The sequence below is a fragment of the Neobacillus soli NBRC 102451 genome (genome assembly GCF_001591665.1).
Taxonomy (GTDB): domain Bacteria; phylum Bacillota; class Bacilli; order Bacillales; family Cytobacillaceae; genus Neobacillus; species Neobacillus soli.
The window spans coordinates 1-22,022 of record NZ_BCVI01000075.1 but is presented as its reverse complement, the minus strand read 5'-3'; the positions used below and the strand labels follow the sequence as shown (position 1 = coordinate 22,022).

Genomic DNA, 22,022 nt, shown 5'->3' with positions numbered 1-22,022 from the left:
AAAAAAGAAGCAACAGTGGATCAGTTGTTTCAAGCTGCACAAGCTATTACTGTTTTGTGCAAGGACACGCTAAACAAAGTGGAACGCAATGACAGCACCGAGATTTTAGCTTAATGATTAATCCGGTGAATCCTTAATGATAGGAGGTGAAGGAAATGGCAAAAACATTGGAATTACAGTTCGGCACGGAATTTGGCAAGACGGCAAGCATTTCGGTAGATAATCCAAAAGAGCCGATTAATGAAGTTCTCGTGAAACAATCGATGGAGCAAATTATTGCATCTGGAGTTTTCACAACCGCTAACGGTAAGTTGGCAGCTGTAAAAGGCGCAAGAGTCATCGACCGCAATGTAACTGATTATGAACTTGTTTAATACGAAAGAGGCCGGATTCGCGATGAAGCCGGTCTTTTTTTTCTAACCCATATAATATAGAAAGGAGCGAATACTCGTGGAACAAATCATTTCGTTCATCAGCGAGGTCGGATTCCCAATCGTGGTGACCCTCTATCTGCTTTATCGGATTGAGTCCAAGCTGGATAAAGTGGTCCAATCGATACAGGAGCTGCCCACCCGCATGAAGGCGTGATCACAGAAATAGACAGTTCGCAACGGTTAGACCAGGACTGCCCTGCACATATCGGCGTAGGGTGGTTTTGTAACGTACAATCCCTCTCCAAACTGGCCCGCTTCTTATATGACAGACCGCCAGTTCACAGCACGCAGACAAATTTCTCCCCATTTCCCCATATGACCTGACCATTCAAACGTTTGATTAAAAATGCCCTTAACCTTGGTATATAACCCTTTGTGCTCTTAAACCTTTAAAAATATTGTCGAATGATATTCTGAAAAATAATAGATTCCTGGCCTTCCCGACTCTATCCGCCCTTAACAGGCAAGTTTCTACCATATCCACAAGCTGAAAAAACTAACCAAACGTTTGATTAAATTCGCTGAAGTCCTTGCCATACCAGGCTCTCATTCCATAAATAGAAAAAAGGTTTGTCGGAAATATGATCAGAATCACATAAAAATAAGCAATTCATCCCGTTAAAAGGACGTTTCTCCACAAACTATCATTCTTTGACTAATTCTCCGATAGACGGGATTCATACCCGCTATATGTTACTGCCTAGGCTCGGCCAACATGGTATAACCTAACATCAGAAAAATAGATAAAACGATATGCAACAAACGGCATTCTTTAGTTGCATATATGGAGGAAATTGCGACGTGAATGGCTCTACTTCAACGTTTGGGCTTAAAATCCTCTCAATCATCCAAGTAGACGGGCTCTCCTTCAACGTTTGGGCTAGAAATCCTCCTGTGCCATGGAGATGGTTCCCCCGGACTTTTATGTTGGCGTTTAAACGTCAACACAATAGTTAACCACCATAAGATATTAAATTTAAGAATCGATAACACACCTATCTTATCTCTTGAAAATCGTTTATTTTTATTTAATATATTTCTTAAACGTTGTCGATAATTGCCGGGGAAATTTGCAGAATTTAACCCACATATCTGCACGAATTGACTAGCTTCACATGAACTTACATCATTCTATCTATTTCATGCTTTTCCGATACTACATAAACGTTTGATTGAAAGCAGCCCCAACCCGCTCCCATCTTGGATTTCCCACTTAAATAGTTTGAAAACCATGTCAAATCCCACCGGTGTTTATGTTTATTCCTTTGGTATGATGGACCAGCTGTTCCCATTCTGTATGATTCTACATCCTGGATATTCCTTCTGTAATCTTCTAAGTACCGTATCATCAAAAATTTTCTGAGCAGCCTGTTCCGTATTATTTTCATTCACTGCTTCTTCCCTCGTTTTGAAGGATTCAACAATACCTAAGGAAGGAATATACATAAACGCCTTCTTCTCTCCTGCCTGCATCCTTTCCACTCTCCTCTTTACCAACTATATTTGCCAAAGAAACAAAAAAACCTTGTGACAAATTTAGCAATAATCGATCTACCCCGGCTAACTCACAGTTTGGACTATTCGAGGTCGGCTTGCTCTGAACCAATGCAAACAAAGGATGAAGATCATCACAATATCAACGGCATCTCCACCATAGTACATGATCATGCCTCCCATTTTTGCCTGCTCTAAGGTTACGCCAGCAGGCGGGTGAGCATAGATGAATTTTGATAGAATGCCATGACCAGCTAAGGAAATAATTAATACGATTGAACGGTAGAAAAAAGGAAATCGATGGGGCATCGGGTCGATAGAAACCATGGCCATGGTGAATAAATAGCCTGCCACGAATATATGGAAATGTACGATGAGATGTAAAAAGGTATTCTCGTGCATAAGCACGTACAAGTCTGTATTGTATAATAACCAAAGTCCTCCTAAATTAAGGAAGGATGCTGCAATGGGGTGAATCAGTATGCGCGACGGCCAACTCCTCAGAATGCGTGAAAGGCATCGAGCTAAAGGAATACTTAGCGTACGGAGCACAAGCGTCATCGGTGCGGCTAGTGCCATAAGCAATGGTGCCAGCATCCCTAAGAGCAAATGACCGAGCATGTGGGCGGTAAAGTCCATGTGGGCGCGGTTCGCTAGTGGCCCAGCAACGGCAATAACCGCAAAGAGAATTCCAAAAGTCCAGCAGGCTGTTCGGTATAATGGCCATGGCTTGTAACGCCGACTGGAATGGACGGTGGCAAGGATATACATAATCCATGCCAATATAAATGGCAGGGCTAAGAGCAGCTGAGGTACGACCCCATCAGTATGATGAATGTGGTTATGAATGTTCAAGTGAGACAGCCTTTCCCGATGGTTGTCTGCTTCGTGTGCGAACAATAAGGCTGAGGCCTATGATAACCATTAAAATCGCCAATATGTTCCATACCAAGTCGTAGACAACAACGTTCTCCACGTAACGAATCTGATGAATCCGCATTAGTTTGTGTTGGATTGTGCCATCATATAGTTGGAAACCGCCTGCACCAAGGAACTTTCCTCCCCACCATTTCATGTGCCATAATGCATTTCGTCTACGGAGATCCGCGAGCATAAACAAACTGCCAATGGTCGAAAACCAACTAAAAGCGTGAAATAGACCATCTGAAATCAGTCCAACATCGGTTGTGGACTTATCGTAAAAATGATGCCAATGCAGTAGTTGATGAAAAACGGTCTCATCTATAAAGGCGGATAGACCGATACCAAATAGAACCCCGGACCATAGATTTCGATTTGAATAAACCGAGAGATTCGCAACATTTGAATGGATATTCTCGTCTTTATTTTTAATAGCCATACACTTCTCCCTCATCAAAAATCCACATTAATTACTTGCCAATATACCCAAATGAACAGGTTATATTCAGGAAACGAGTTCGAGTGGCAAAAGAAATCAATTTCCCATGGCACAAAAAAAGAACAAATTCATGTTCCAAAATGAATTTGTTCTCTTAAGGATTTTATGCTTGCTTATTACTGATTAAAACGTCCGCGCTGACGAAGTAATTCGCGATTCAAGTTTGGATCTACCTCAAAGGCTGCACGTCCATGAAACCAGAATATATTGTTGATAACGACTAAATCCCCGACTGGAAGTTCGAGTTCTGTAACATGCTCATCGGTTTCCATTGAATGGGAAAGGTCACGAAGATATTTAGCTTCTTCAATGGTTTCAGGATAAACAAATTGGTCGATGAAACAGGCACCAGGCTTATTATTGTAATTGAAGAAGGTTAAACGCTCGATTTCATTATCCACATTTTTACTAGATGGTGCTTTGTAAGTAAACTTATGGCTAGCCAATGGATGATTCGTAAACTTATCAAGGTCTTTCCAATCATCAAGGTGTAATAAGCGGGATTCACCGCCACGCGCATTTTCCTCTACCATTTTCATCATTAACAGCCAATCTGTTGGCTCGTCTACAAAGGTCCCATCTGTATGAAGAGTGAATAAGCGATAGGCCTGACGAAGATAGGAGTCACTTTTATCGGTATGTTTGACAGAAAAGCGTGCATAATATTTTCCGGACATCGAATCAAAGTTTGATGAACCTAGCAAATAAGAAATAGCAGTCGAGAAGAGAACGTATTCATCTGTATCCTCAGTAACACCATCCAAACCAATCGTAAATCCGCCAGACTCACGGTCATGAACGATGTTTCGAAGTAACTCGCCGAATTCCTCTCCAACCTGATCTAATAGCATAGAAGAGGCAATAAGACGAGCATAGGGTGTATATTCTAAATGCTTGACAGTATAATTTTCTGCTTTGACGGTATCCAAGAACCCTTGAATTGCCTCTTTCGAAAGTTGAATGTGGTATAAACGATCTGTTTGCGGGTGAACTTTCACTTCATACATTTTTGTTTTTGTCTCAAATTTTCCTCTTTGCTTTTCTGCGATTACCATTTTTTATTCCTCCAGTATTGTGTAAGATAGGTAAAAATTATGGAAGTCAGGAATATAAAAAGCCAGCTGCACAAGGTTCCCCAAAATAGCAGGGATTCGATGTACAACTGGCTTATATTCACTACACTGCTCTATGGTATATAGAGTCACAGTGAATCAGCAGTTAATTGTTATTTATATTTCCTGTTTCCAAGTATTTATAATCTATCCACGGTTCTGAAAGGGTGTTATTCAGAAGGCGGGAGTATTAATAATATTTTGACTATTTTAATTATACTTTGTATATGCAAGATAGTCAATTCGTTAGTTTAAATAAACCGATAAGAATTATAATGCCTTCTGTTTTTCTTCTGTTTTTATTTGAAGGAAATGAAGGCCTAGATCCTTTAATGCCGCAACAAGAGCATTTGTTGCCTTGCCACGGTAATAGGTTTCAATTTCTTCAATTGCACCTTCCACTCCATCTTTTAAACTAATGCCCTTTAATATACGATCAATAAAGTCGCGGCCTTGTTCGGTTGCTAACGTGCAAGACGCCTCTAATATCACGCCATATTTAATATCGACCTCAGCTGTGATTGTTAACGTATCGAAGACATTTTTTGCTGCCATTCCTTGCGGTAGACGAGCGTGACCTGCAATAAAAATTGTTTTTCCATTTAGCATAATGGGTGGACCTCCCGAAAGAATTCGTTAAACGAATATTGCTTCTTTTATGTTTGTTTGTACTGGTATTCTATTGACCACTTCTCTTCCGATTTCTATGGAAGCCGTTGCAGCCGGAGATGGCGCATTACATACATGGATTGTTCGTTTTCCTTGAATAATATGGAAGTCATCCACCATATTCCCATCGCGCCTTAATGCTTGAGCACGGACTCCAGCAGGTGCGGGGATTAAATCATCTTCTTGGATTTCAGGAATTAGTTGCTGAAGGCTCTTTGTAAATTGTTTTTTACTGAAAGAGCGAATATATTCATCCAGCCCCTCCTTCGCAAACTTCCCTGCCATTTTCCATAATCCTGGAAAGCTTAATGAGTCGATTAAATCTTTTGCATTAAAATCTGTCTTTCTGTATCCTTCCCGTTTAAAGCTAAGCACAGCATTTGGTCCAGCATCGACTTCACCGTTGATCATTCGGGTAAAATGGACCCCCAAAAATGGGAATTTTGGATTTGGCACCGGATAAATTAAATTTTTTACTAGATAGCGCTTTTCAGGTTTTAATTTATAGTACTCGCCTCTAAAAGGTAAAATTTTCATATCTGTTTTATATCCTGTTGCTAAAGCAACACGATCACTGTGGAGCCCAGCACAGTTAATAACCATTCCGGCTTTAAATGTTCCGCGGTTCGTTTCAATAATCACTTGATCCGATTCCTCGTGCATTTTCTCCACTTTTGTATTGAGACGAATCTCTCCGCCCTTCTCACGAATAATCTCAGCGAACTTTTCGCTAACTTGTCTATAATTCACGATGCCAGCTACCGGAACACGGATTGCGCCTAAACCATTAACATGTGGTTCAATTTCCTTTAATTCATCTGGACCAATTCTATTAATAGCTAATTCATTTTCCAGTCCTCGTTTATATAAATTCTCAAGAAGTGGTAGTTCCTCTTGTGTTGTTGCCACAATTACTTTTCCGCAAATATCATGGTCTATTCCATGGGCTTGGCAGAATGCAGTCATTGATTTACTTCCTTGGCGGGCAAAACGAGCTTTGAAACTACCAGGCTTATAATAAATGCCTGAATGTATCACACCGCTGTTATGCCCTGTTTGATGTTCCGCAACAACAGATTCCTTCTCAATGACAACTACTTTCGCATTAGGAAAACGCTTATAAATGGCCATCCCTGTTGATAAACCAACAATTCCTCCGCCAACAATTGCAAAATCATACATTTCCATGAGGACCCCTCTCCGTTTTGATTTTCCTTCGTTAATCGTTAGAATTACATAGGATCCATATAAACGGTCTTCACTTCTGTATAAAACTCGATCGCTGCTTTTCCCTGTTCCCGGCTGCCGGAACTGGAATTTTTACATCCGCCGAAAGGCAATTGTGGTTCAGTTCCCGCTGTTTCCGAGTTCACATGAACAAGTCCTACTTCCGCATCGTCAACAAAGCGACGGGCCAATGTTAAATTGTTTGTGCAGATGGCTGCGCTAAGACCAAATTCCGTATCATTTGCCATCTCCACTGCCTCCTCGTAATCTCTGGCTTTAAATAAGGAAATAACGGGACCAAAGATTTCTTCACGGGCAATTCGAGCATCTACAGGCACATTTTCAAAGATGGTTGGTTTTACATAAAAGCCATTTCTTAATTCTTCCTCTTCGGGGATCTCCCCGCCGCAAAGCAGTGTTGCTTCTGATTTCCCCGTTTCGATCATTTCGAGCACTCCATCAAGCTGTGCCTTTGATACAGCAGGCCCAATATATGTTCCCTCATGAAGCGGGTTACCTATTGATAATTCCTTCGTACGCTCTACAATCAGGTCGCGGAATGATTCGTAAATCCCTGCTTCGACAATCACGCGACTAGTCGCTGTACATTTTTGACCGGTCGATTTAAATGCTCCGCCTACAGCGATTTCCACTGCTCTTTCAAGATCCGCATCATTTAAAACAACAAGCGGATTCTTTCCGCCCATTTCCATCTGCACCTTTTTCCCGTGTTCTACAGACTGTTGTTGAATCTGCCGTCCCACTTGATTCGAGCCGGTGAAAGAAATGGCTTTTATATCTGGGTGTTTCACCAATTCATTCCCAATCACGGATCCTCTGCCAAATACACAATTTAGAACGCCCGCTGGCAGACCTGCTTCATCAAAAGCTTTCATGACGTAATACACCGACTTCGGTGTTAAATCAGCAGGCTTAATCACGACCGTATTTCCGTATATAAGAGCTGGTGCCATTTTCCATACTGGGATGGCAATGGGGAAATTCCATGGTGTAATTAACCCTATAGGACCTAAGGGCGTTCGGGTCGTATACAAAAATGTTTTTTCGTTAGCGGATGGGATTACCTCTCCAAGTGGCTGCCGTGCTTCAGCCGCAAAATATTCGAGGATACTTACGGCGCGGTTCGCTTCCCCCATTCCTTCCGAAAATGCTTTCCCCTCTTCCCTAATGAGATCCCGTCCTATTTCCTCTATGTTTTCTTTCAAAATAGCCGCAGCCCTTTGTAAATAAATGGCCCTTTGCTGAATGGATAGCTTTTTCCATGCAGGAAATGCCTGTTTTGCTGCCGCAACCGCCTCATGAATATCGACTGCTGCACTGGATGGGAATTCCCCAAGGCTTTCTCTGTTATGCGGGCTGAGATTATCCTTATATTCATTTGTAGAAGGTTCTTTCCATTGGCCGTTAATATAATTTAAATGACGCATCAAATAATCCTCCTAAATCATCTATCATGCTTTTTTCCACTTTCTAATCATGCTGGATTACTAATATCAGCATCATCTTCTACTCTAGCAACTGATTTCCTTGTTATCACACTTACACCTAACGTCACAGCAATATTGATAATTAATACGGCTAATCCTAGATCTAAATCCTTAATGACATTTGGTAAAGACGGGAATAACGTGGCAAGTGACATTTCTTTAATCGTTGAATAGATGACGATAAGACTACCAACAATCATTCCAACAAAGGCTCCCTGGACGGTAACGGGATTCTTTTTCCAAAGGCTGAAAAACAAGGCAGGAAATAGCTGAACCATAAAACTATAAGACATGAGATAGAGCGTAAGAATCGAGTCCCCGCCATTAAATGTAAAGAAAAGGGTGACCAACGCTATGAAGGGCACCAGCATTTTGGTCAGCTTTGCCAACTGTTGATCTGTTGTATTTGGCTTCCATACTTTATATATATTTTTTGAAAGAATCGTTGAAGTTGCCGTCAATACCAATGAACTTGGGATAAGAGCGGCCATGGCTCCAGCTGCTCCAATGACACCGACAAACCAGGGGTCAAAGGACATTTTAGCCATTTTAAATAAGGCTAAATCTGTATCTGCACCTTTTAAATCTGGTACTTGAATAACAGCGGAAAAACCGATCAGCAACGAAAAAACGATGATAATCTGATAGATAGGCATGATCCCTGCATTTATACGAAGTGATTTTCCGCTTTTAGCAGAGAAAACACCCGCCATCATATGTGGAAACATGTAAAATGCCAGTGCGGTCATAATCGTTGCCGATACAAACCACGATATGCTCAACCCTTGTTTAGGGAATAGTAAAAATTCAGTATTGGCTGTATGGATGGCTTCAAACATCGGTTGGATGCCGCCGTAATAATGAAAAGTAAAATAAAAACCCATAAAGACCATAACGGCCAAGATCAAGATATCTTTAATAATGGCTGTCCATGCAGCACCGTGCATCCCAGATACGGTTACATAAATCGTGATAGCAATAACCCCTACGACGATCGCCACATGTGGCGAAATAGACCCATAGGATGCTTCAGATACAATAATCCCCAATCCTTTTAACTGCATCACCAAGTAAGGGATAACGGCAACAACACTTATGATGGCTACGAGAATACCGAGTCCCTGACTGTTATACTTTTTTTCATAAAAATCTGATTGGGAGATAACTTTATTTTCCTTAGCATACTTCCAAACAGGCGGAAGCAACCAGTAAGCGATTACAAAATAAAAGCAATTAAAAGCATATAGGGCGGGTGGGATACCAGCTCGATAAGCACCGCCGCTTGCTCCTAGGAATGTATAGGTAGTAAACATCTCACCTGCTAATAAAAAGAACATCAATAGACTGCCAAAACCCCGTCCTCCGACAGACCACTGTTCCATACTCATTTCTTTCCCTTTACGGGCTTGTAGACCTAACCAAATACACAAAACTAGGAAAAAGAGGATGACCAGAAGGGCTGCATTCATATATTTTCTTCCTCCTCACTGGCGGGATCCAGCTTATTAGCAATGATCAAGAACAAAGATGTCAGACCAACCCAGCATATCGCCCAAAATAGGACAAATGGCAGGCCAAGTATATAGGGTTCCACCCGGTTGATGACAACAAGTGAACCGAAGGCTGGTATTAAAGTTAATACAAACACAAAAATCTTCTTATTCATATTTCACCATCCTATACTTATAGATTGCTAAAGCTTTGCTGATTGGGAAATCTATTGAACTTTTTTTACGAGTTGTTCATTTGTTAGGATAGTAGCATCAACTTTCTTCTTGGAAAATTTAAAATAATAAAAGACATAACAAGCGACAACGAAGCCGAATCCTATATATAATGATGTTCTTTGTGTCGGATCGAAAGCAGTAAACACGACGATTCCTACGCACATGATTAGGCAGACAATGGGAACCAGTGGGAAGAGAGGAACCCTAAATTTCAAATCCGCAAGCTTTCCACCACCTGCAATATACTGTTTACGGAATTTATACTGGGCAAACGCAATGGCCATCCACGTAACTACCCCTCCAACCCCACTGATTGCAAGCAGGACGACAAATAACGTTTCTTCTGCTATAACACTTGTAAGCAAGGAAAGTAAGGCAAAGAATAGTGTCACAAGCAAGGCGTTCATAGGTATACCGCGTTTATTTACCTTTCCGAATAAACGAGGAGCCTGACCACTTTGTGATAGTGAAAAAAGGATTCTCGTACAGGCAAACAAACCTGTATTTCCCACCGAAAGAATGGCTGTTAAAATAACGAAGTTCATAATATCAGCTGCATAAGGGATACCAGTCATATCGAATACAGTGACAAACGGGCTTTCGAGCACACCCGCCTTTTTCCATGGAACAATGGCCGATAAGACAAAAGTGGCCAGTACATAGAAAAGGAAAATTCGGATGATGATGCTCCGGATCGCTTTTGGAATATTCTTTTCGGGATCTTCTGTCTCTCCTGCTGCCACGCCCATAATTTCTGAACCCATAAAGGCATAGACAACTGTCATCATGGATATAAACACCCCAATGAATCCCGTTGGAAATAATCCGTCCCCGGTAAAGTTTGAAAGGAGAGGGGCTGATTGTCCCTTTAAAGGAACCAATCCAAACATTGCTGCTCCACCAATGACGATAAAAAAGAGTACAGCTACTACTTTAATGGCAGAAAACCAATATTCCGTCTCAGCAAAGCTTTTTGTTGTCAACGCGTTTATACCGAATAAAAGTAAGGCGAAAACGGTACACCATACCCATACTGGTACATTCGGAAACCATCTGGCCATGAGCAACCCGGCTGCAATAAACTCCAGCCCTACGTAAATAGCCCAGCTTAACCAGTAAGTCCAGCCAATCATAAACCCGGAGGCAGGGCCGATAAACCGCTCGGCATGAGCCTGAAAGGAACCGGAAACCGGCATGACTACGGATAGCTCACCAAGACAAACCATGACCAAGTACATAAGTAATCCTCCGAACAAATAGGCAGTAATAGCTCCTACAGGTCCGGCCTCGCCAATCGCATACCCCGATCCTAAGAAAAGACCGGTTCCAATGACTCCACCAATGGAAAGCATAAATAAATGCCTGCTTTTCATCGTGCGTTTTAATTCCTTTGGTTGACTTCCTAGTTCTGAATTCATCTTATCCCCCCTAATTTCTTGTTTCCACGTCATGATTTCGTGGAAATAGCGATCCGTTTTATGACTGCTTTTTAAAGAATGGCCTTTTCGCACGAATCAGCAAACTCTAATAAATCGCTAACTTGTGGTTTGAAAATTTCATAGGCAACGTCCCGCTGATACCTGATTTGTCTCTTTGCTTCCGAAAACAGCCGATAGGTATTTTTTCTGCACAGCTTTTCAATATCATCCATCACAGCCTGCGGATCCGGCTTAATCAATCCAAAAATAACGGCATCATAAAATCTTATTGCCCCCAGGTTAGCAACAAAATCATTGACGAGGTCAATCCCCTTTTGTTTGATGATTTCGTCCCCATCAAAAGAGATTGGTATATTCGCAGCTTCAACAATCAACCCCGCTTTAACACGATCCGCATTAGACTTGTTAATTACGTCCTCCAATGCACAGGGGATAAGAATATCGCAATCCACATCAAGCCAGTCAACGTTTGGCCTTACCGTATAGTTCTCTTCAAAATAGTCCGGGTCCATTTCTCCATACACATTCTTGTGGTCCATGAGCTTTTGAACATCTAATCCATCTTCACATGTTACTAACAAGTTTGCATCCGAGATCCCGACGATTTGATAACCTAATTGAGACAGTTTCAATGCACAGCTTGCCCCTACACACCCAAATCCTTGTATGACAACCCTAGCTCCCTCTTTACCATTTTTAAATTTCCAGGCTTCATCCGCCGAAAAGGCAACACCATAACCTGTGACAGCATCATTTAGAAGCAATCCGTCAATTCTTGTTTTCATCAGCCCATCAAAATCCTTGATTCCTTGAAGGATAGCAGGATCTTGTTTCATGGACTTCGTCAGAGGGATATCGATGCCGAATTCGTTAAAGATTTGGAGCACATCTTCATATTTAGTCCCTAGATCACTTCCCAAAGATACGCCGTTATCAATATAGGGCATCATTGCTAGGAGAAATCTTCTTAATACGGCCTTTGCATCCGGAGCTTTGTAATCATAAGAGATACCTGCCTTACATCCTCCGGTTGTTCCGCTGTCACCAGCTACATACTTATAAGCCATAGCCTCAGCCAATCTTTCAACCTCTTCTTTGGTCACTGAGGGATGCATTCTCGTACCGCCGCCTGCATATCCATTCTTGAAGTTATGAACAACAAGCCACCCCTGTGCATCCGTTTCCGTATCATTCCATTCAATAACTAAATATGGTTTAGTCATTTCAATACCTCCTAAGGATTTCTTCTTTTATGCATCGTGCTGCCACTGTTTTAAAAAGTATAAAATTCACTATAAACACTACGGAAATGTTGTTAATACTTTAAAAAATTAACCCTTATTCAAACCAATGAATAGGCTTTGGATCCAGATTAATGTTAATCTGTTTTATTTCCTGGTATTCATCCAATCCATACGTACCAAGGCTTCGGCCAATGCCGCTTTGTTTATATCCACCCCATGGTGCTTGAATAGTTGTGAGGTGGTAGGCGTTTACCCACGTGATTCCAGCCCGGACCTTTTTGATGACACGTATGGCTTTGTTTTGATCTTTAGAGAAAACAGCCCCGGCAAGTCCATATTCTGAGTCATTGGCGATTTTGATTGCCTCTTCTTCATCTTTGAATTTCTGGATCGTAACGACAGGGCCAAAGATTTCCTCCCTAACAATCCGCATATCGCTTGTTACATGAGTAAAAACGGTAGGTTCAATGAAAAGTCCCTTATCCAAACCATCTTTCTCCATTCGATGACCACCTAGAGCAAGAGTTGCCCCTTCTTCTTTTCCAATTCGAATGTAGTCTAGTATACTTTCAAAGTGCTTTTCGCTGACAATGGCGCCCATCTGGGAACGTTCATCATTTCCGGGACCCACCCGAATCCCTTTTGCCTTTTCGACATATTTCTCGACAAATGTATCGTAGATTTCTTCTTGGACAAGAATACGGCTTCCAGAAGAACAAACTTGCCCAGATCCCATGAAAATGCCAAATAGAGCGTAATCGATGGCCGTTTCCAGATCTGCATCATCAAAGATGATATTCGGAGATTTCCCACCCAGCTCAAGGGACACTTTTTTCATATTTCCCGTGGCAGCCTGCATGATTTGGCGGCCGACACCTGTGCTGCCAGTAAAGGAAACCATATCTACATCTTCGCTTTCAGCAATCGTCTGACCAACGACTGGTCCCGTTCCCATCACGAGATTAGCTGCTCCTTTTGGCAAATCCGTCTGATCTATTAATTCAAACAACTTTACCGCTGTCATCGGGGTAATTTCTGCCGGCTTTAGAAGAATACTATTACCCGCCGCCAATGCCGGAGCAATCTTCCAAACACTCATCAATAAGGGGAAATTCCAAGGAACAATTAATCCCGCAACCCCCATCGGTTCTTTGACGATTAACGTCTGCATATCCTTAGAAGCTTCATAGGCTTGACCATTCGGCATCGTGAGCAAACCTGCATAATACCGAAATGTATTCGCAGCCTCCTCAGCATCCGACTGTGCTTCTCTTTTCGTCTTTCCATTATTCTGTACTTCTAAATCCGTTAATACGTCCATGTTTTCCTGCAATATATCAGCAATCTGAAGTAAAACAACTGCCCGCTCCTGCGGGGATTGATCAGACCATCTACCACTTTCAAATGTTCTCTTTGCTATTTTAATAGCTTCTTCCGTTTCTTCTCTTGATCCTTTCGGAGCCCTAGCGATGACTTCCCGTGTGGCAGGATTAATGATTTCAATTTTTTCTAGATTACTAGATTCTATCCATTTCCCATTCATATACTGTTTTAAATCTTTTATCAAAACATTGTTCCCCCTTACTAGCAGACTTACGGTCTAACAAATACTGAAAATAGGAAGTTATCCGTGTTTTGGTCGGAAAGATGCGATATATTCGTCCGAATCTTGGTATTCCAATACTCCCACTGCATCTACATCAACTACAACCATATATGGTTTCTTGCTTGCGATGGCATTCGCTAATCCTGCCTTGAACTCATCCACCGAGTGAACCTTCTCTGATTCGAAGCCCATTGATTTTGCCATCATGACGAAATCTGGGTTTTTCAGATCAACGGATGTCCGTCTGCCATAGGCTGCCTCTTGGTAGTACCTTAAGATCCCGTAGCCGCCATCATCGAATAATAGGACGATAATTGGCGCATCTTCCTGAATAGCAGTGATCATCTCACTAGAATTCACCATGAAGCCGCCGTCGCCAGCAATCAGAACGACAGGGTTTTGTGGCTGACCGATTTGAGCACCAATGGCCATTGGCAAGCCCTGTCCGATTCCACCGCCAGTCATGTAGAGGTAATTCCTTGGTTCGTAAATGTCGAACAGTTTATTTCCCCACGTGTAACCAGGGATGGTTACATCCGTCACCAAAACCGTATTCTTTGGCAGCTGTTCACGCATGATATCGGCAATTTCCCCATAAGGCCCAATTTGGCTTCGAAGATCCGCACGAACTGCTTGACGGGCCGCCTTCACTTCATCCACATAAGCCCCATCAGGCTGGATTTCCTTCTTTGCCAAAATACGATTGATCTCTTGTATAACTGCCTTAGCATCTCCGACCAGTGTATACAAGGTATCAAAGTTACGGTTAAATGCATTTGGATTCAAATCGATATTAATGTGATTTTCTGGTACTGGAAGTGTCCAATCCACCGTTTCCCCGCCGCGGAAACGAACCCCAATACTAATGAGAAGATCCGACTTTTTCAATAGATCCTCTACTTGTGGTGTAATGGCAAAGTTACCGATGCATAGGGGATGGTTTTCAGGAATAGCCCCTTTTCCAGACTCACTTGTAACAACAGCAGGCTGAATGGTGTCTACTAACATTTGGAGTTCCTCCGAAGCCCCTGAAGCAATAACGCCATTTCCTGCCCAGATGACCGGTCTTTTTGCCGTGGCAATTCTTTCAGCCACATCAGCTGGAATGATGACCTTCACGGTTGGATCTTGAACCGTTTCCACTTCGATCAAGTGATTGTCAGGTATAATCAGCGCTTGGAAATTCGTAGGAATGGAAATCGTTACCGGCCCTGTGGGAACCGTCAGTGCCTCTTTGATTGCTTTACGCATAAATGGTGTGATTTGCTTTGGCCGCTTTAATAAATAGGCTGATTTGTTAGCACCATCCATCATTTTCAGCTGATCTTTCGCTTCATGGATGAAACGTTGATCCGTACCAATATAGTCAGAGTGAGCCTCCCCTGTAATGTGCAATAGCGGTGTTCCTGAGTTCCATGTTTCTGTCAAAGAACCTGCACCGTTCCCTGCTCCAGCACCAGTACTTGTTAAGACAACACCCAATTTCCCTGTGGCACGTGCATAAGCATCTGCCATGTTAACCGCTCCGCTTTCACCGCGTGCCGTGACCATGCGGATGCTTCCTTCTCGCAGCATCGCATCATAAATCGGCATATTATGGATACTGACAATCCCGTATACTACTTCCACTTCTGCCTCGACAAGCTCCTTTACGATGGCATCTGCAACTGTGAATTCTGTTTGAATGTACATTGTATATCCTCCCTTTGTCTAAAAATAGTTCTAAGAAGCTTACTTTCTTCACTTAAAAGGAAATCCAGTCAGGTCACTCCATCCTGGATTCCCCTGTCATTGCTTTTTTCACTAATCATTGATGGCGCTTTCATAGAGATTGTGGAAATATTTGATTGCATACTCAGTCGGAGAATAAACTCCGTGCTTGAAGGCATTCGTGTGGAACCCTTTTTGCAATAACTCCACAAGGTCGAAATCCTCTTCTCTTACCTGATCCACGAATCGAATGAGTTCCTCTTGCTCTTCATTTAATTCATTTGATTGAAAGAAGTAACTATAGATAGCCAGCGATTTATCCGGGGCTAGCGGCAAAATTTGGCTTGTCGTCATATTCCCCTCTTTTCCAGGATAGATACTCACCATCAAGTTTGGCCATACCCAATAGAAATTGGCGTGATCTTCTTGTTCTCCATTTGACTTATTATTCAATTCTGAATATTGACATGAGAAATTATCGTGCAAATCGATGTGATAATTTTTCATATCAAAGGTTTTTGAAAACTCAGGGTGTGCAATCTTACAGTGGTCGCACTCCAAATAATTATCAACAACTGCTTTCCAGTTCGCATCAATGACTCTTTGTGTGACGCGGATCTTCTTCAAAGAATTCAAGAAGGTGTATTTTTCCAAGTTGGCCATAAACTCTCCATAGGTTTCTTCCATTGGGCTTGCTTCTGGGTTCAAATTGATGAAAATCAATGACTGGAATACTTCAAGCTTTACTTGTGGCATGCAGCTATGGCTTCCTAATTCATTTGTACCGAAGTTTGGCGCCTTATTCAATTCTCCATTCATGTGGAATGTCCAGCCGTGATAAGAACAATTGAAAACCTTTTTATTTCCGCATTCGCTTTTTTCCACTTTCGCCCCTCTATGGGGACAAATATTGTAAAAGGCACTCAATTCATTGTTTTTATCTCTGCTAATGATTAATGGCTGATCCGCTATATCAAAAGTGAAGAAATCTCCCGGATTTTCCACCTGGCTCGTATGACCGGCTAAAATCCAGCTATTTTGGAAGATCTTTTTCTTTTCCATTTCAAAAACTTGTGGATTCACATAATTATCGTACGGCAGCGTGTGCTCTAAGGCAAAATTTGTTTTTAACTGATTCATTTTGTCATTCCCCCTTCTAACATTCAAATCCCTTAAAATGTTTTTCATAATATATGTAATGCAAATTTCATGCCAAGTATCCTTTCTTCATTAGATGCCGGGTTTTGCAAGACTTCAAAAATTGAAAGTGAGTTTAGTTGCGTTCGAGGTTTCCAGTTTAAGGTTCCTACCCTAACTATTTACAGTACAGAATATTTAGATTATTATGAGGTCAAAAGTGATATAAATCACACTTACTAGGATTATCGTTCCTTCATTTCTTAGGTTGTTTGATCGTTTCATTTTTCCGAGTACTATTGAACTCACTTTGAGTTCTCTCAAACTCAAATGATGATTTTCAGGAGGTCAAGTCATGACATTAACTAATGTTTTAACCGATTTAGATTTAACGATGGAAACGCTGATTAAAATTTTGGATTACTCTTCTGATGAAATATTTGTTCTGAATAAAAATAAAAAAATTATTTATGTAAATGACGCCTGTACGAAGCATTATGGTTTAAATAAGGAAGACGTGTTAGGGAAAATGAGCTCGGAATTAGTAAATGATGGCTATTGGTACCCCTCCATTTTCCCTGAAGTATTGGAAGGAAAAAAGCCGATTACACTGAAACAAACAACCATCCTCGGTGCGGAGCTGCTTACTTCTGCCGTCCCTATTTTAAATGATAATAATGAAGTAGAAATCATTGTAACAACCGCAAGGGAACTACAAAGTTACAAAATGCTGAAGATAAGAGAAAAGGATTCCAATCAAAGAAAAGAAACAGAAAATCCATTCGGCAGCATCATGACAAATAATGAAAAGATGAAAAATGTCCTGAAATTTGCCAAGAAGGCGGCGGCGGCAAACTCTACTTTATTAATTCTTGGTGAGTCCGGAACAGGTAAAAGCATTTTGGCCCAATATATTCATGAAAACTGCAGTAGAAAGGACGGACCATTTTTAACGATCAATTGTGCTGCCATCCCTGCTGAATTAATGGAGTCCGAGCTTTTTGGCTATACTGCGGGATCTTTCACCAATGCAAACCGTTCCGGAAAAAAAGGGATACTAGAAAGTGCGGATGGGGGTACACTGTTTCTTGATGAAATAGGAGACATGCCTTTGCCTCTTCAGGCCAAAATACTGCAAGTTATTCAGGAGAAAAAATTCATTCCTATTGGTGGAAATAAAGAAAAGAAAGTGGATATCCGTATTATTGCTGCGACCAATAAAGAGTTAAACACAATGGTGAAAAATAAAACTTTTAGGGAAGATTTATATTATAGGCTGAACGTAGTGGATATCAAAATGGTTCCGCTTCGGGAAAGACAGGAAGATATCATCCCTCTCATCTATAATTTCTTATACAAATTTAATCAAATTCATGAAATGAACAAGTTAATTTCTAAAGATTGCCTCGAATGGCTGTCCCATTATTCATGGCCCGGAAACATAAGGCAACTAGAAAACCTGCTCGAAAGGCTTGTCATTGTAAGCGATGATGTCATCGGTATTGATGATCTACCCGAAGGTATTTATAACCAAAGTCCGCTGCAAGTTGAAACCACTGCCCCCGCTTCCCTTCACCAGTCGATAGAATTGGCAAAAAAAGAGAGGGTTCGTAAATCTTATAAGGTGAATAAAAGCTCTAGGCGCGTAGCCAAGGATCTGCAAATCAGCCAAACCTATGCGGCCAAATTAATAAGAGAGTATTGTCAGGATTTGTCGGAGGATTAAGGATGCCATAGGAACGGCTCGAAACCACATACGTAAATCTAAAAAGAAGTAACAAGCTATTCCTTTGGCGGGAGAGGGGCGGTTACTTCTTTTTTCTATTGGTGACGAGTGCAATGATTGCCGGTCTGACCCCGGAATTCCCTTGGTCTAAGGTTGCCAAAAAATGAAACAAATGATAAACTTTTTTAATTGGCATCTGGTATTCCAGATGCCACGTTTTTTCTCTGTTCTTAGATTAGTAACAATACTGATAATCACTTAAGATCTAACCACTATTATGATAAAGGATGAAAATAGATGAGTTTCTTAAAGGCGGAACAACCCCAATTATTTAAGGATCATGCATATAAAGAAATTAAGAAAGGAATCATTCAACACAAAGTCGAACCTGGATCCATGTTATATGAACGTTCACTTAGTGATAACCTTGGAATTAGCCGTACCCCATTAAAACTAGCTTTGCAACAGCTAGAACTAGAAGGGTGGATTCAATCTGTACCCAGAAAAGGAATTTTGGTCAGAACCATTAATAGACACGATGTTGATGAAGTTTTCCAGTTGCGAAAGGCTAACGAAGTATTGGTCATCGAACTACTCATTCCTCTTCTCGATAATGAAACGATCTATAAGATTGAAAAGATGGATAAACAACTATCCGACTTTAAGGAAGATCCTATAAAGTTTGTATACTATGATACTTCCTTTCACTTGTTCCTAGCGGAGTTAAGTCAAAATAATCGACTATATCAATTAATCCAAAACCTCATTGACCATTTTAATTGGTATGGATTCGCTGCATTAAAGACAGGATTAAGCTTAGATAAGGTTTATGACGAACATAAATTAATTATTGAGGGGCTAAAGGCAAGGAATCTACGCCAAACAACGGATGCTATTTTGAGCCATCTTGATAACACATATAGCACCATAATTGCAAATCTTACGGAGTAAAAGAAAAAAACGAATCAATCATTAGCCTATATATGATGATGTTCATTTTTAAGTCCATTTTAAAAGAAAGAAGGGAAGTTGCTCCCAAAAGAGGAGCAATACAACATGAAAAAAATTCTCAATATCCTTTTGCAAATATGCATTTTATTTATTTTTTCCTACATCGGAACCGTTATTCACAACCTATTTCACCTCGTCATTCCGAGTAGTATCATAGGCCTCCTATTACTTTTCATTTGTTTATGCTTAAAAATAGTCCCAGTAAAGTATATAGAGAATGGGGCAGGTTTTCTGTTAAGTACATTAATGTTATTTTTTATTCCTTCAACAGTTGGCATCATGAACTATCCTTCCTTACTTTCTATTCAAGGTGCATTGCTCGTTGCAGCCGTTCTAGTAAGCACCATCATTACCATTGCAATAGCAGGAACGGCTAGTCAATTTTTCGAGAAAAAAGCACAAGAGAGAAAGGATGATAAAGAATGCAACAAGTTCTCTTCGCATTCTGCATGATTTTATTAACCGTCGTCGCTAATTTTTTAATGACTAGAATTTATAAACGGTATTCTTACTCCTATTTAATTCCGGTTTTAACTGCAACTACTCTTATAATCATTACCCTTTCAGTGTTTCATATTCCTTATAAAAACTATATGATTGGTGGGCAATGGATTAGTTCCCTCTTAGGTCCATCCGTTGTGGCACTTGCTTACCCTTTGTATAAACAACGTCATTTTTTAAAAAGTAACCTATTCCCGATAGTCGGAGGAGTTTTGATCGGTGCAATTTCTGGAATGATCAGTGTTGGCCTCCTGGCTAAGATAATTGGGATAAATCACACATTAATTCTTTCCATTATTCCTAAATCCCTTACTACTCCTGTTGCGATAGAAGTAGCTAACGGATTGGGAGGAAGTGCCTCAATGGCAATTGTTGGTGTTATGATTGCAGGGATCTTTGGTGCAATAGCAGCTCCTACTATCTTTAAGATTATGCGAGTGCATAGCCCCGTTGGTAGAGGTATCGCTCTAGGGAGTGCCTCACATGCCATAGGAACTTCTAAAGCTGCCGAATACAGTGAACTGACCTTTTCAATGAGCTCTGTTACAATGACATTGACTGCAATCATTGGTTCCTTTTTAGGATCAATCGTCGTGTGGCTACTTCACATTTGAGGAATCCTCTCAAGATTAAATATAGATTACGGATAAATATAAGAATCCAATCGCCCTGCTAAAAAGAAGAGTCCGGGTATGTAAAGCTACCGTCATTTTCTCTATTCCACTTAATACATCCAAATTATGGGGAGACTAATTTCCCCTTTATGAATCTTCATTATTTTAACCAGTGGAAAAAGCGATCCCTCGTTATTGAAGAATCGTACCCGTTACTTTAAGTGGAATTTTTTATAATCATTGTTGTAAAGGTTTTATTTCCAGAAATAACCGATATAAAAGAATAGCTACAATTACATGAAATCGCTATTTTAACCCATAATTAAATTATGGAGGTTTTAAGCATATGAATTTCAGTTGGACGCTTGGACTAATAATTTTATCTCAACAAGTGATTATGCCAGGAAGTTTAGTAATCACTAACAACAGTGTTCCTATCTCCGTTGCCAACCGTACTACCTTATCGATGCACTTACCTACATTACCCATATTGGATACAAAAAAGTTAAAAAAATTCATGGACGATATTGACCAGCATGTAACTAAAAATCCTAAAAATGCAATTATAGATAAAAATGGGAATATTATACCAGAACAAATCGGTTACCGTTTAAGCCGCGAAGTTTTCACAGAAAATATTTTTTCTTATTATTTTAATAATGGTTCATCTACATTAGAAGTCCCCTTACTAGCTATTTATCCAAGGGTTGACAGTGAATTACTTGGAAATATTAGAGATGAAAAAATCGGGGAATATGTAACATTCTTCAATTCCAATAACAAAGAAAGAAAAAATAATATTTATCTTGCTGCAAAGGCCATTAATAATTATGTTCTTTTTCCAGGTGAAATATTTTCCTTTAACAAAGTGGTTGGAGAAAGAACAGCAGGAAAAGGATATATGCCAGCTACTGTAATTGTTAATGGGGAATTTTCAGAGGACTTTGGTGGCGGAATTTGTCAAGTATCATCTACCCTTTTTAATGCAGTTGATAATGCTGGTTTAAAAGTTGTTCAGCGTAATTCGCACAGTAGAGAGGTTTCATACGTTCCACCAAAGCGGGATGCCACCGTTAGTTGGAATGGACCTGATTTAATCTTTAAAAATGATTACAATCAACCTATACTCATACTTACAAAATCAATAGAAAACAAATTAATAACCGAAATTTATTCTTCTGATGTAATTACCTATTCGCCTAAGAAAGTTCCATATCTTCCCTATGGAATACATCCCCCCAAGTAAATCTTTACTTGGGGGATTTTTCTTTTCCATCACAATTATTTCTTCGTTCGAATGCCAATGTAATGTCCGTTCAATCCACGACCGTCACTCCAACCACATCTTCAAATTGAATACGCTCGAATTCTCCTGGATTCATTTCTATGCGGAGCTGGTGAGTAATATCTTATTCAATTAAAGCCCCCGTTTTAAAGTTACCT

22 protein-coding genes are annotated in these 22,022 nt (G+C 40.6%); 8 read left to right on the top strand and 14 right to left on the bottom strand.

What is annotated here, in order from left to right; all coding sequences use genetic code 11:
• The 3 genes from BSO02S_RS28735 to BSO02S_RS23535 form a co-directional block, all read left to right on the top strand.
• The coding region (locus tag BSO02S_RS28735; RefSeq protein WP_501193488.1) for a DUF1659 domain-containing protein at positions 1-114 on the top strand (114 nt) is incomplete at its 5' end.
• A gap of 41 nt (positions 115-155) precedes the next feature.
• Complete coding sequence (locus tag BSO02S_RS23540) at positions 156-374, top strand: DUF2922 domain-containing protein (protein ID WP_066073552.1); 219 nt, start codon at positions 156-158, stop codon at positions 372-374.
• Positions 375-450: 76 nt separating this feature from the next.
• The gene (locus BSO02S_RS23535; protein ID WP_066073549.1) at positions 451-588 is read left to right on the top strand and encodes a YvrJ family protein; all 138 of its coding nucleotides are present in this window, start codon (positions 451-453) and stop codon (positions 586-588) included.
• A gap of 1,103 nt (positions 589-1,691) precedes the next feature.
• Here the strand turns inward: BSO02S_RS23535 and BSO02S_RS23530 are convergent.
• The 14 genes from BSO02S_RS23530 to BSO02S_RS23465 all read right to left on the bottom strand — a co-directional run bounded on the left by BSO02S_RS23530 (position 1,692) and on the right by BSO02S_RS23465 (position 16,730).
• A complete protein-coding gene (locus BSO02S_RS23530) occupies positions 1,692-1,907 on the bottom strand; it encodes a hypothetical protein (protein WP_066073546.1) in 216 nt (71 codons plus the stop codon).
• Positions 1,908-1,994: 87 nt separating this feature from the next.
• A complete protein-coding gene (locus BSO02S_RS23525; RefSeq protein WP_066073543.1) occupies positions 1,995-2,783 on the bottom strand; it encodes a cytochrome c oxidase assembly protein in 789 nt (262 codons plus the stop codon).
• Positions 2,770-3,288 carry a DUF2243 domain-containing protein gene (locus BSO02S_RS23520; protein WP_066073540.1) on the bottom strand — a complete coding sequence of 173 codons (519 nt, stop codon included), beginning with the start codon at positions 3,286-3,288 and terminating at the stop codon, positions 2,770-2,772. The genes BSO02S_RS23525 and BSO02S_RS23520 overlap by 14 nt, the downstream gene beginning before the upstream one ends.
• Positions 3,289-3,464: 176 nt before the next feature.
• Positions 3,465-4,403, bottom strand: coding sequence for a glutarate dioxygenase GlaH (glaH, locus tag BSO02S_RS23515; protein ID WP_066073537.1), 939 nt, complete (start codon positions 4,401-4,403; stop codon positions 3,465-3,467).
• Between the two features lie 327 nt (positions 4,404-4,730).
• Positions 4,731-5,069, bottom strand: a complete 339-nt coding sequence (locus tag BSO02S_RS23510) for a DUF3870 domain-containing protein (RefSeq protein ID WP_066073534.1) — start codon at positions 5,067-5,069, stop codon at positions 4,731-4,733.
• A gap of 27 nt (positions 5,070-5,096) precedes the next feature.
• Positions 5,097-6,311 (bottom strand): L-2-hydroxyglutarate dehydrogenase, encoded by a 1,215-nt coding sequence (gene lhgD, locus BSO02S_RS23505; RefSeq protein ID WP_066073562.1) that lies wholly within the window; start codon positions 6,309-6,311, stop codon positions 5,097-5,099.
• 50 nt (positions 6,312-6,361) lie between these two features.
• Complete coding sequence (locus BSO02S_RS23500) at positions 6,362-7,804, bottom strand: aldehyde dehydrogenase family protein (protein WP_066073532.1); 1,443 nt, start codon at positions 7,802-7,804, stop codon at positions 6,362-6,364.
• Between the two features lie 47 nt (positions 7,805-7,851).
• Positions 7,852-9,333 carry a sodium:solute symporter family protein gene (locus BSO02S_RS23495; protein WP_066073529.1) on the bottom strand — a complete coding sequence of 494 codons (1,482 nt, stop codon included), beginning with the start codon at positions 9,331-9,333 and terminating at the stop codon, positions 7,852-7,854.
• On the bottom strand, positions 9,330-9,530 hold the full coding sequence (locus BSO02S_RS23490; protein WP_066073526.1) for a DUF3311 domain-containing protein: 201 nt from the start codon (positions 9,528-9,530) through the stop codon (positions 9,330-9,332). Before BSO02S_RS23490 ends, BSO02S_RS23495 begins: the two co-directional genes overlap by 4 nt.
• Positions 9,531-9,581: 51 nt before the next feature.
• Positions 9,582-11,009, bottom strand: a complete 1,428-nt coding sequence (locus BSO02S_RS23485; protein WP_066073523.1) for an amino acid permease — start codon at positions 11,007-11,009, stop codon at positions 9,582-9,584.
• A 71-nt stretch (positions 11,010-11,080) separates the two neighbouring features.
• On the bottom strand, positions 11,081-12,253 hold the full coding sequence (locus BSO02S_RS23480) for a Glu/Leu/Phe/Val family dehydrogenase (RefSeq protein ID WP_066073519.1): 1,173 nt from the start codon (positions 12,251-12,253) through the stop codon (positions 11,081-11,083).
• A 115-nt stretch (positions 12,254-12,368) separates the two neighbouring features.
• Positions 12,369-13,838 carry an aldehyde dehydrogenase family protein gene (locus BSO02S_RS23475; protein ID WP_066073556.1) on the bottom strand — a complete coding sequence of 490 codons (1,470 nt, stop codon included), beginning with the start codon at positions 13,836-13,838 and terminating at the stop codon, positions 12,369-12,371.
• Between the two features lie 60 nt (positions 13,839-13,898).
• Positions 13,899-15,572 carry a thiamine pyrophosphate-binding protein gene (locus BSO02S_RS23470; RefSeq protein ID WP_066073516.1) on the bottom strand — a complete coding sequence of 558 codons (1,674 nt, stop codon included), beginning with the start codon at positions 15,570-15,572 and terminating at the stop codon, positions 13,899-13,901.
• Positions 15,573-15,683: 111 nt separating this feature from the next.
• Positions 15,684-16,730, bottom strand: a complete 1,047-nt coding sequence (locus BSO02S_RS23465; RefSeq protein ID WP_066073513.1) for an aromatic ring-hydroxylating oxygenase subunit alpha — start codon at positions 16,728-16,730, stop codon at positions 15,684-15,686.
• A 352-nt stretch (positions 16,731-17,082) separates the two neighbouring features.
• Between BSO02S_RS23465 and BSO02S_RS23460 the strand changes: the two genes are divergently transcribed.
• The 5 genes from BSO02S_RS23460 to BSO02S_RS23440 all read left to right on the top strand — a co-directional run bounded on the left by BSO02S_RS23460 (position 17,083) and on the right by BSO02S_RS23440 (position 21,825).
• Complete coding sequence (locus BSO02S_RS23460) at positions 17,083-18,453, top strand: sigma-54 interaction domain-containing protein (RefSeq protein WP_066073510.1); 1,371 nt, start codon at positions 17,083-17,085, stop codon at positions 18,451-18,453.
• Between the two features lie 297 nt (positions 18,454-18,750).
• Positions 18,751-19,404, top strand: coding sequence for a GntR family transcriptional regulator (locus BSO02S_RS23455; protein ID WP_066073508.1), 654 nt, complete (start codon positions 18,751-18,753; stop codon positions 19,402-19,404).
• 105 nt (positions 19,405-19,509) lie between these two features.
• Positions 19,510-19,917 (top strand): CidA/LrgA family protein, encoded by a 408-nt coding sequence (locus tag BSO02S_RS23450; RefSeq protein ID WP_066073505.1) that lies wholly within the window; start codon positions 19,510-19,512, stop codon positions 19,915-19,917.
• A complete protein-coding gene (locus BSO02S_RS23445; protein WP_066073502.1) occupies positions 19,887-20,579 on the top strand; it encodes an LrgB family protein in 693 nt (230 codons plus the stop codon). The genes BSO02S_RS23450 and BSO02S_RS23445 overlap by 31 nt, the downstream gene beginning before the upstream one ends.
• Before the next feature lie 346 nt (positions 20,580-20,925).
• Complete coding sequence (locus BSO02S_RS23440; RefSeq protein ID WP_066073499.1) at positions 20,926-21,825, top strand: VanW family protein; 900 nt, start codon at positions 20,926-20,928, stop codon at positions 21,823-21,825.
• Positions 21,826-22,022: the final 197 nt, after the last annotated feature.

Excerpts from the sequence above, each read along its gene's own strand:
- BSO02S_RS23465 (WP_066073513.1), bottom strand. The coding sequence starts at position 16,730 with ATGAATCAGTTAAAAACAAATTTTGCCTTAGAGCACACGCTGCCGTAC.
- BSO02S_RS23460 (WP_066073510.1), top strand. The coding sequence starts at position 17,083 with ATGACATTAACTAATGTTTTAACCGATTTAGATTTAACGATGGAAACG.
- glaH (WP_066073537.1), bottom strand. The coding sequence starts at position 4,403 with ATGGTAATCGCAGAAAAGCAAAGAGGAAAATTTGAGACAAAAACAAAA.
- lhgD (WP_066073562.1), bottom strand. The coding sequence starts at position 6,311 with ATGTATGATTTTGCAATTGTTGGCGGAGGAATTGTTGGTTTATCAACA.
- BSO02S_RS23510 (WP_066073534.1), bottom strand. The coding sequence starts at position 5,069 with ATGCTAAATGGAAAAACAATTTTTATTGCAGGTCACGCTCGTCTACCG.
- BSO02S_RS23530 (WP_066073546.1), bottom strand. The coding sequence starts at position 1,907 with ATGCAGGCAGGAGAGAAGAAGGCGTTTATGTATATTCCTTCCTTAGGT.
- BSO02S_RS23540 (WP_066073552.1), top strand. The coding sequence starts at position 156 with ATGGCAAAAACATTGGAATTACAGTTCGGCACGGAATTTGGCAAGACG.
- BSO02S_RS23455 (WP_066073508.1), top strand. The coding sequence starts at position 18,751 with ATGAGTTTCTTAAAGGCGGAACAACCCCAATTATTTAAGGATCATGCA.
- BSO02S_RS23520 (WP_066073540.1), bottom strand. The coding sequence starts at position 3,288 with ATGGCTATTAAAAATAAAGACGAGAATATCCATTCAAATGTTGCGAAT.
- BSO02S_RS23445 (WP_066073502.1), top strand. The coding sequence starts at position 19,887 with ATGCAACAAGTTCTCTTCGCATTCTGCATGATTTTATTAACCGTCGTC.
- BSO02S_RS23480 (WP_066073519.1), bottom strand. The coding sequence starts at position 12,253 with ATGACTAAACCATATTTAGTTATTGAATGGAATGATACGGAAACGGAT.
- BSO02S_RS23450 (WP_066073505.1), top strand. The coding sequence starts at position 19,510 with ATGAAAAAAATTCTCAATATCCTTTTGCAAATATGCATTTTATTTATT.
- BSO02S_RS23495 (WP_066073529.1), bottom strand. The coding sequence starts at position 9,333 with ATGAATGCAGCCCTTCTGGTCATCCTCTTTTTCCTAGTTTTGTGTATT.
- BSO02S_RS23485 (WP_066073523.1), bottom strand. The coding sequence starts at position 11,009 with ATGAATTCAGAACTAGGAAGTCAACCAAAGGAATTAAAACGCACGATG.
- BSO02S_RS23440 (WP_066073499.1), top strand. The coding sequence starts at position 20,926 with ATGAATTTCAGTTGGACGCTTGGACTAATAATTTTATCTCAACAAGTG.
- BSO02S_RS23470 (WP_066073516.1), bottom strand. The coding sequence starts at position 15,572 with ATGTACATTCAAACAGAATTCACAGTTGCAGATGCCATCGTAAAGGAG.
- BSO02S_RS23490 (WP_066073526.1), bottom strand. The coding sequence starts at position 9,530 with ATGAATAAGAAGATTTTTGTGTTTGTATTAACTTTAATACCAGCCTTC.
- BSO02S_RS23500 (WP_066073532.1), bottom strand. The coding sequence starts at position 7,804 with ATGCGTCATTTAAATTATATTAACGGCCAATGGAAAGAACCTTCTACA.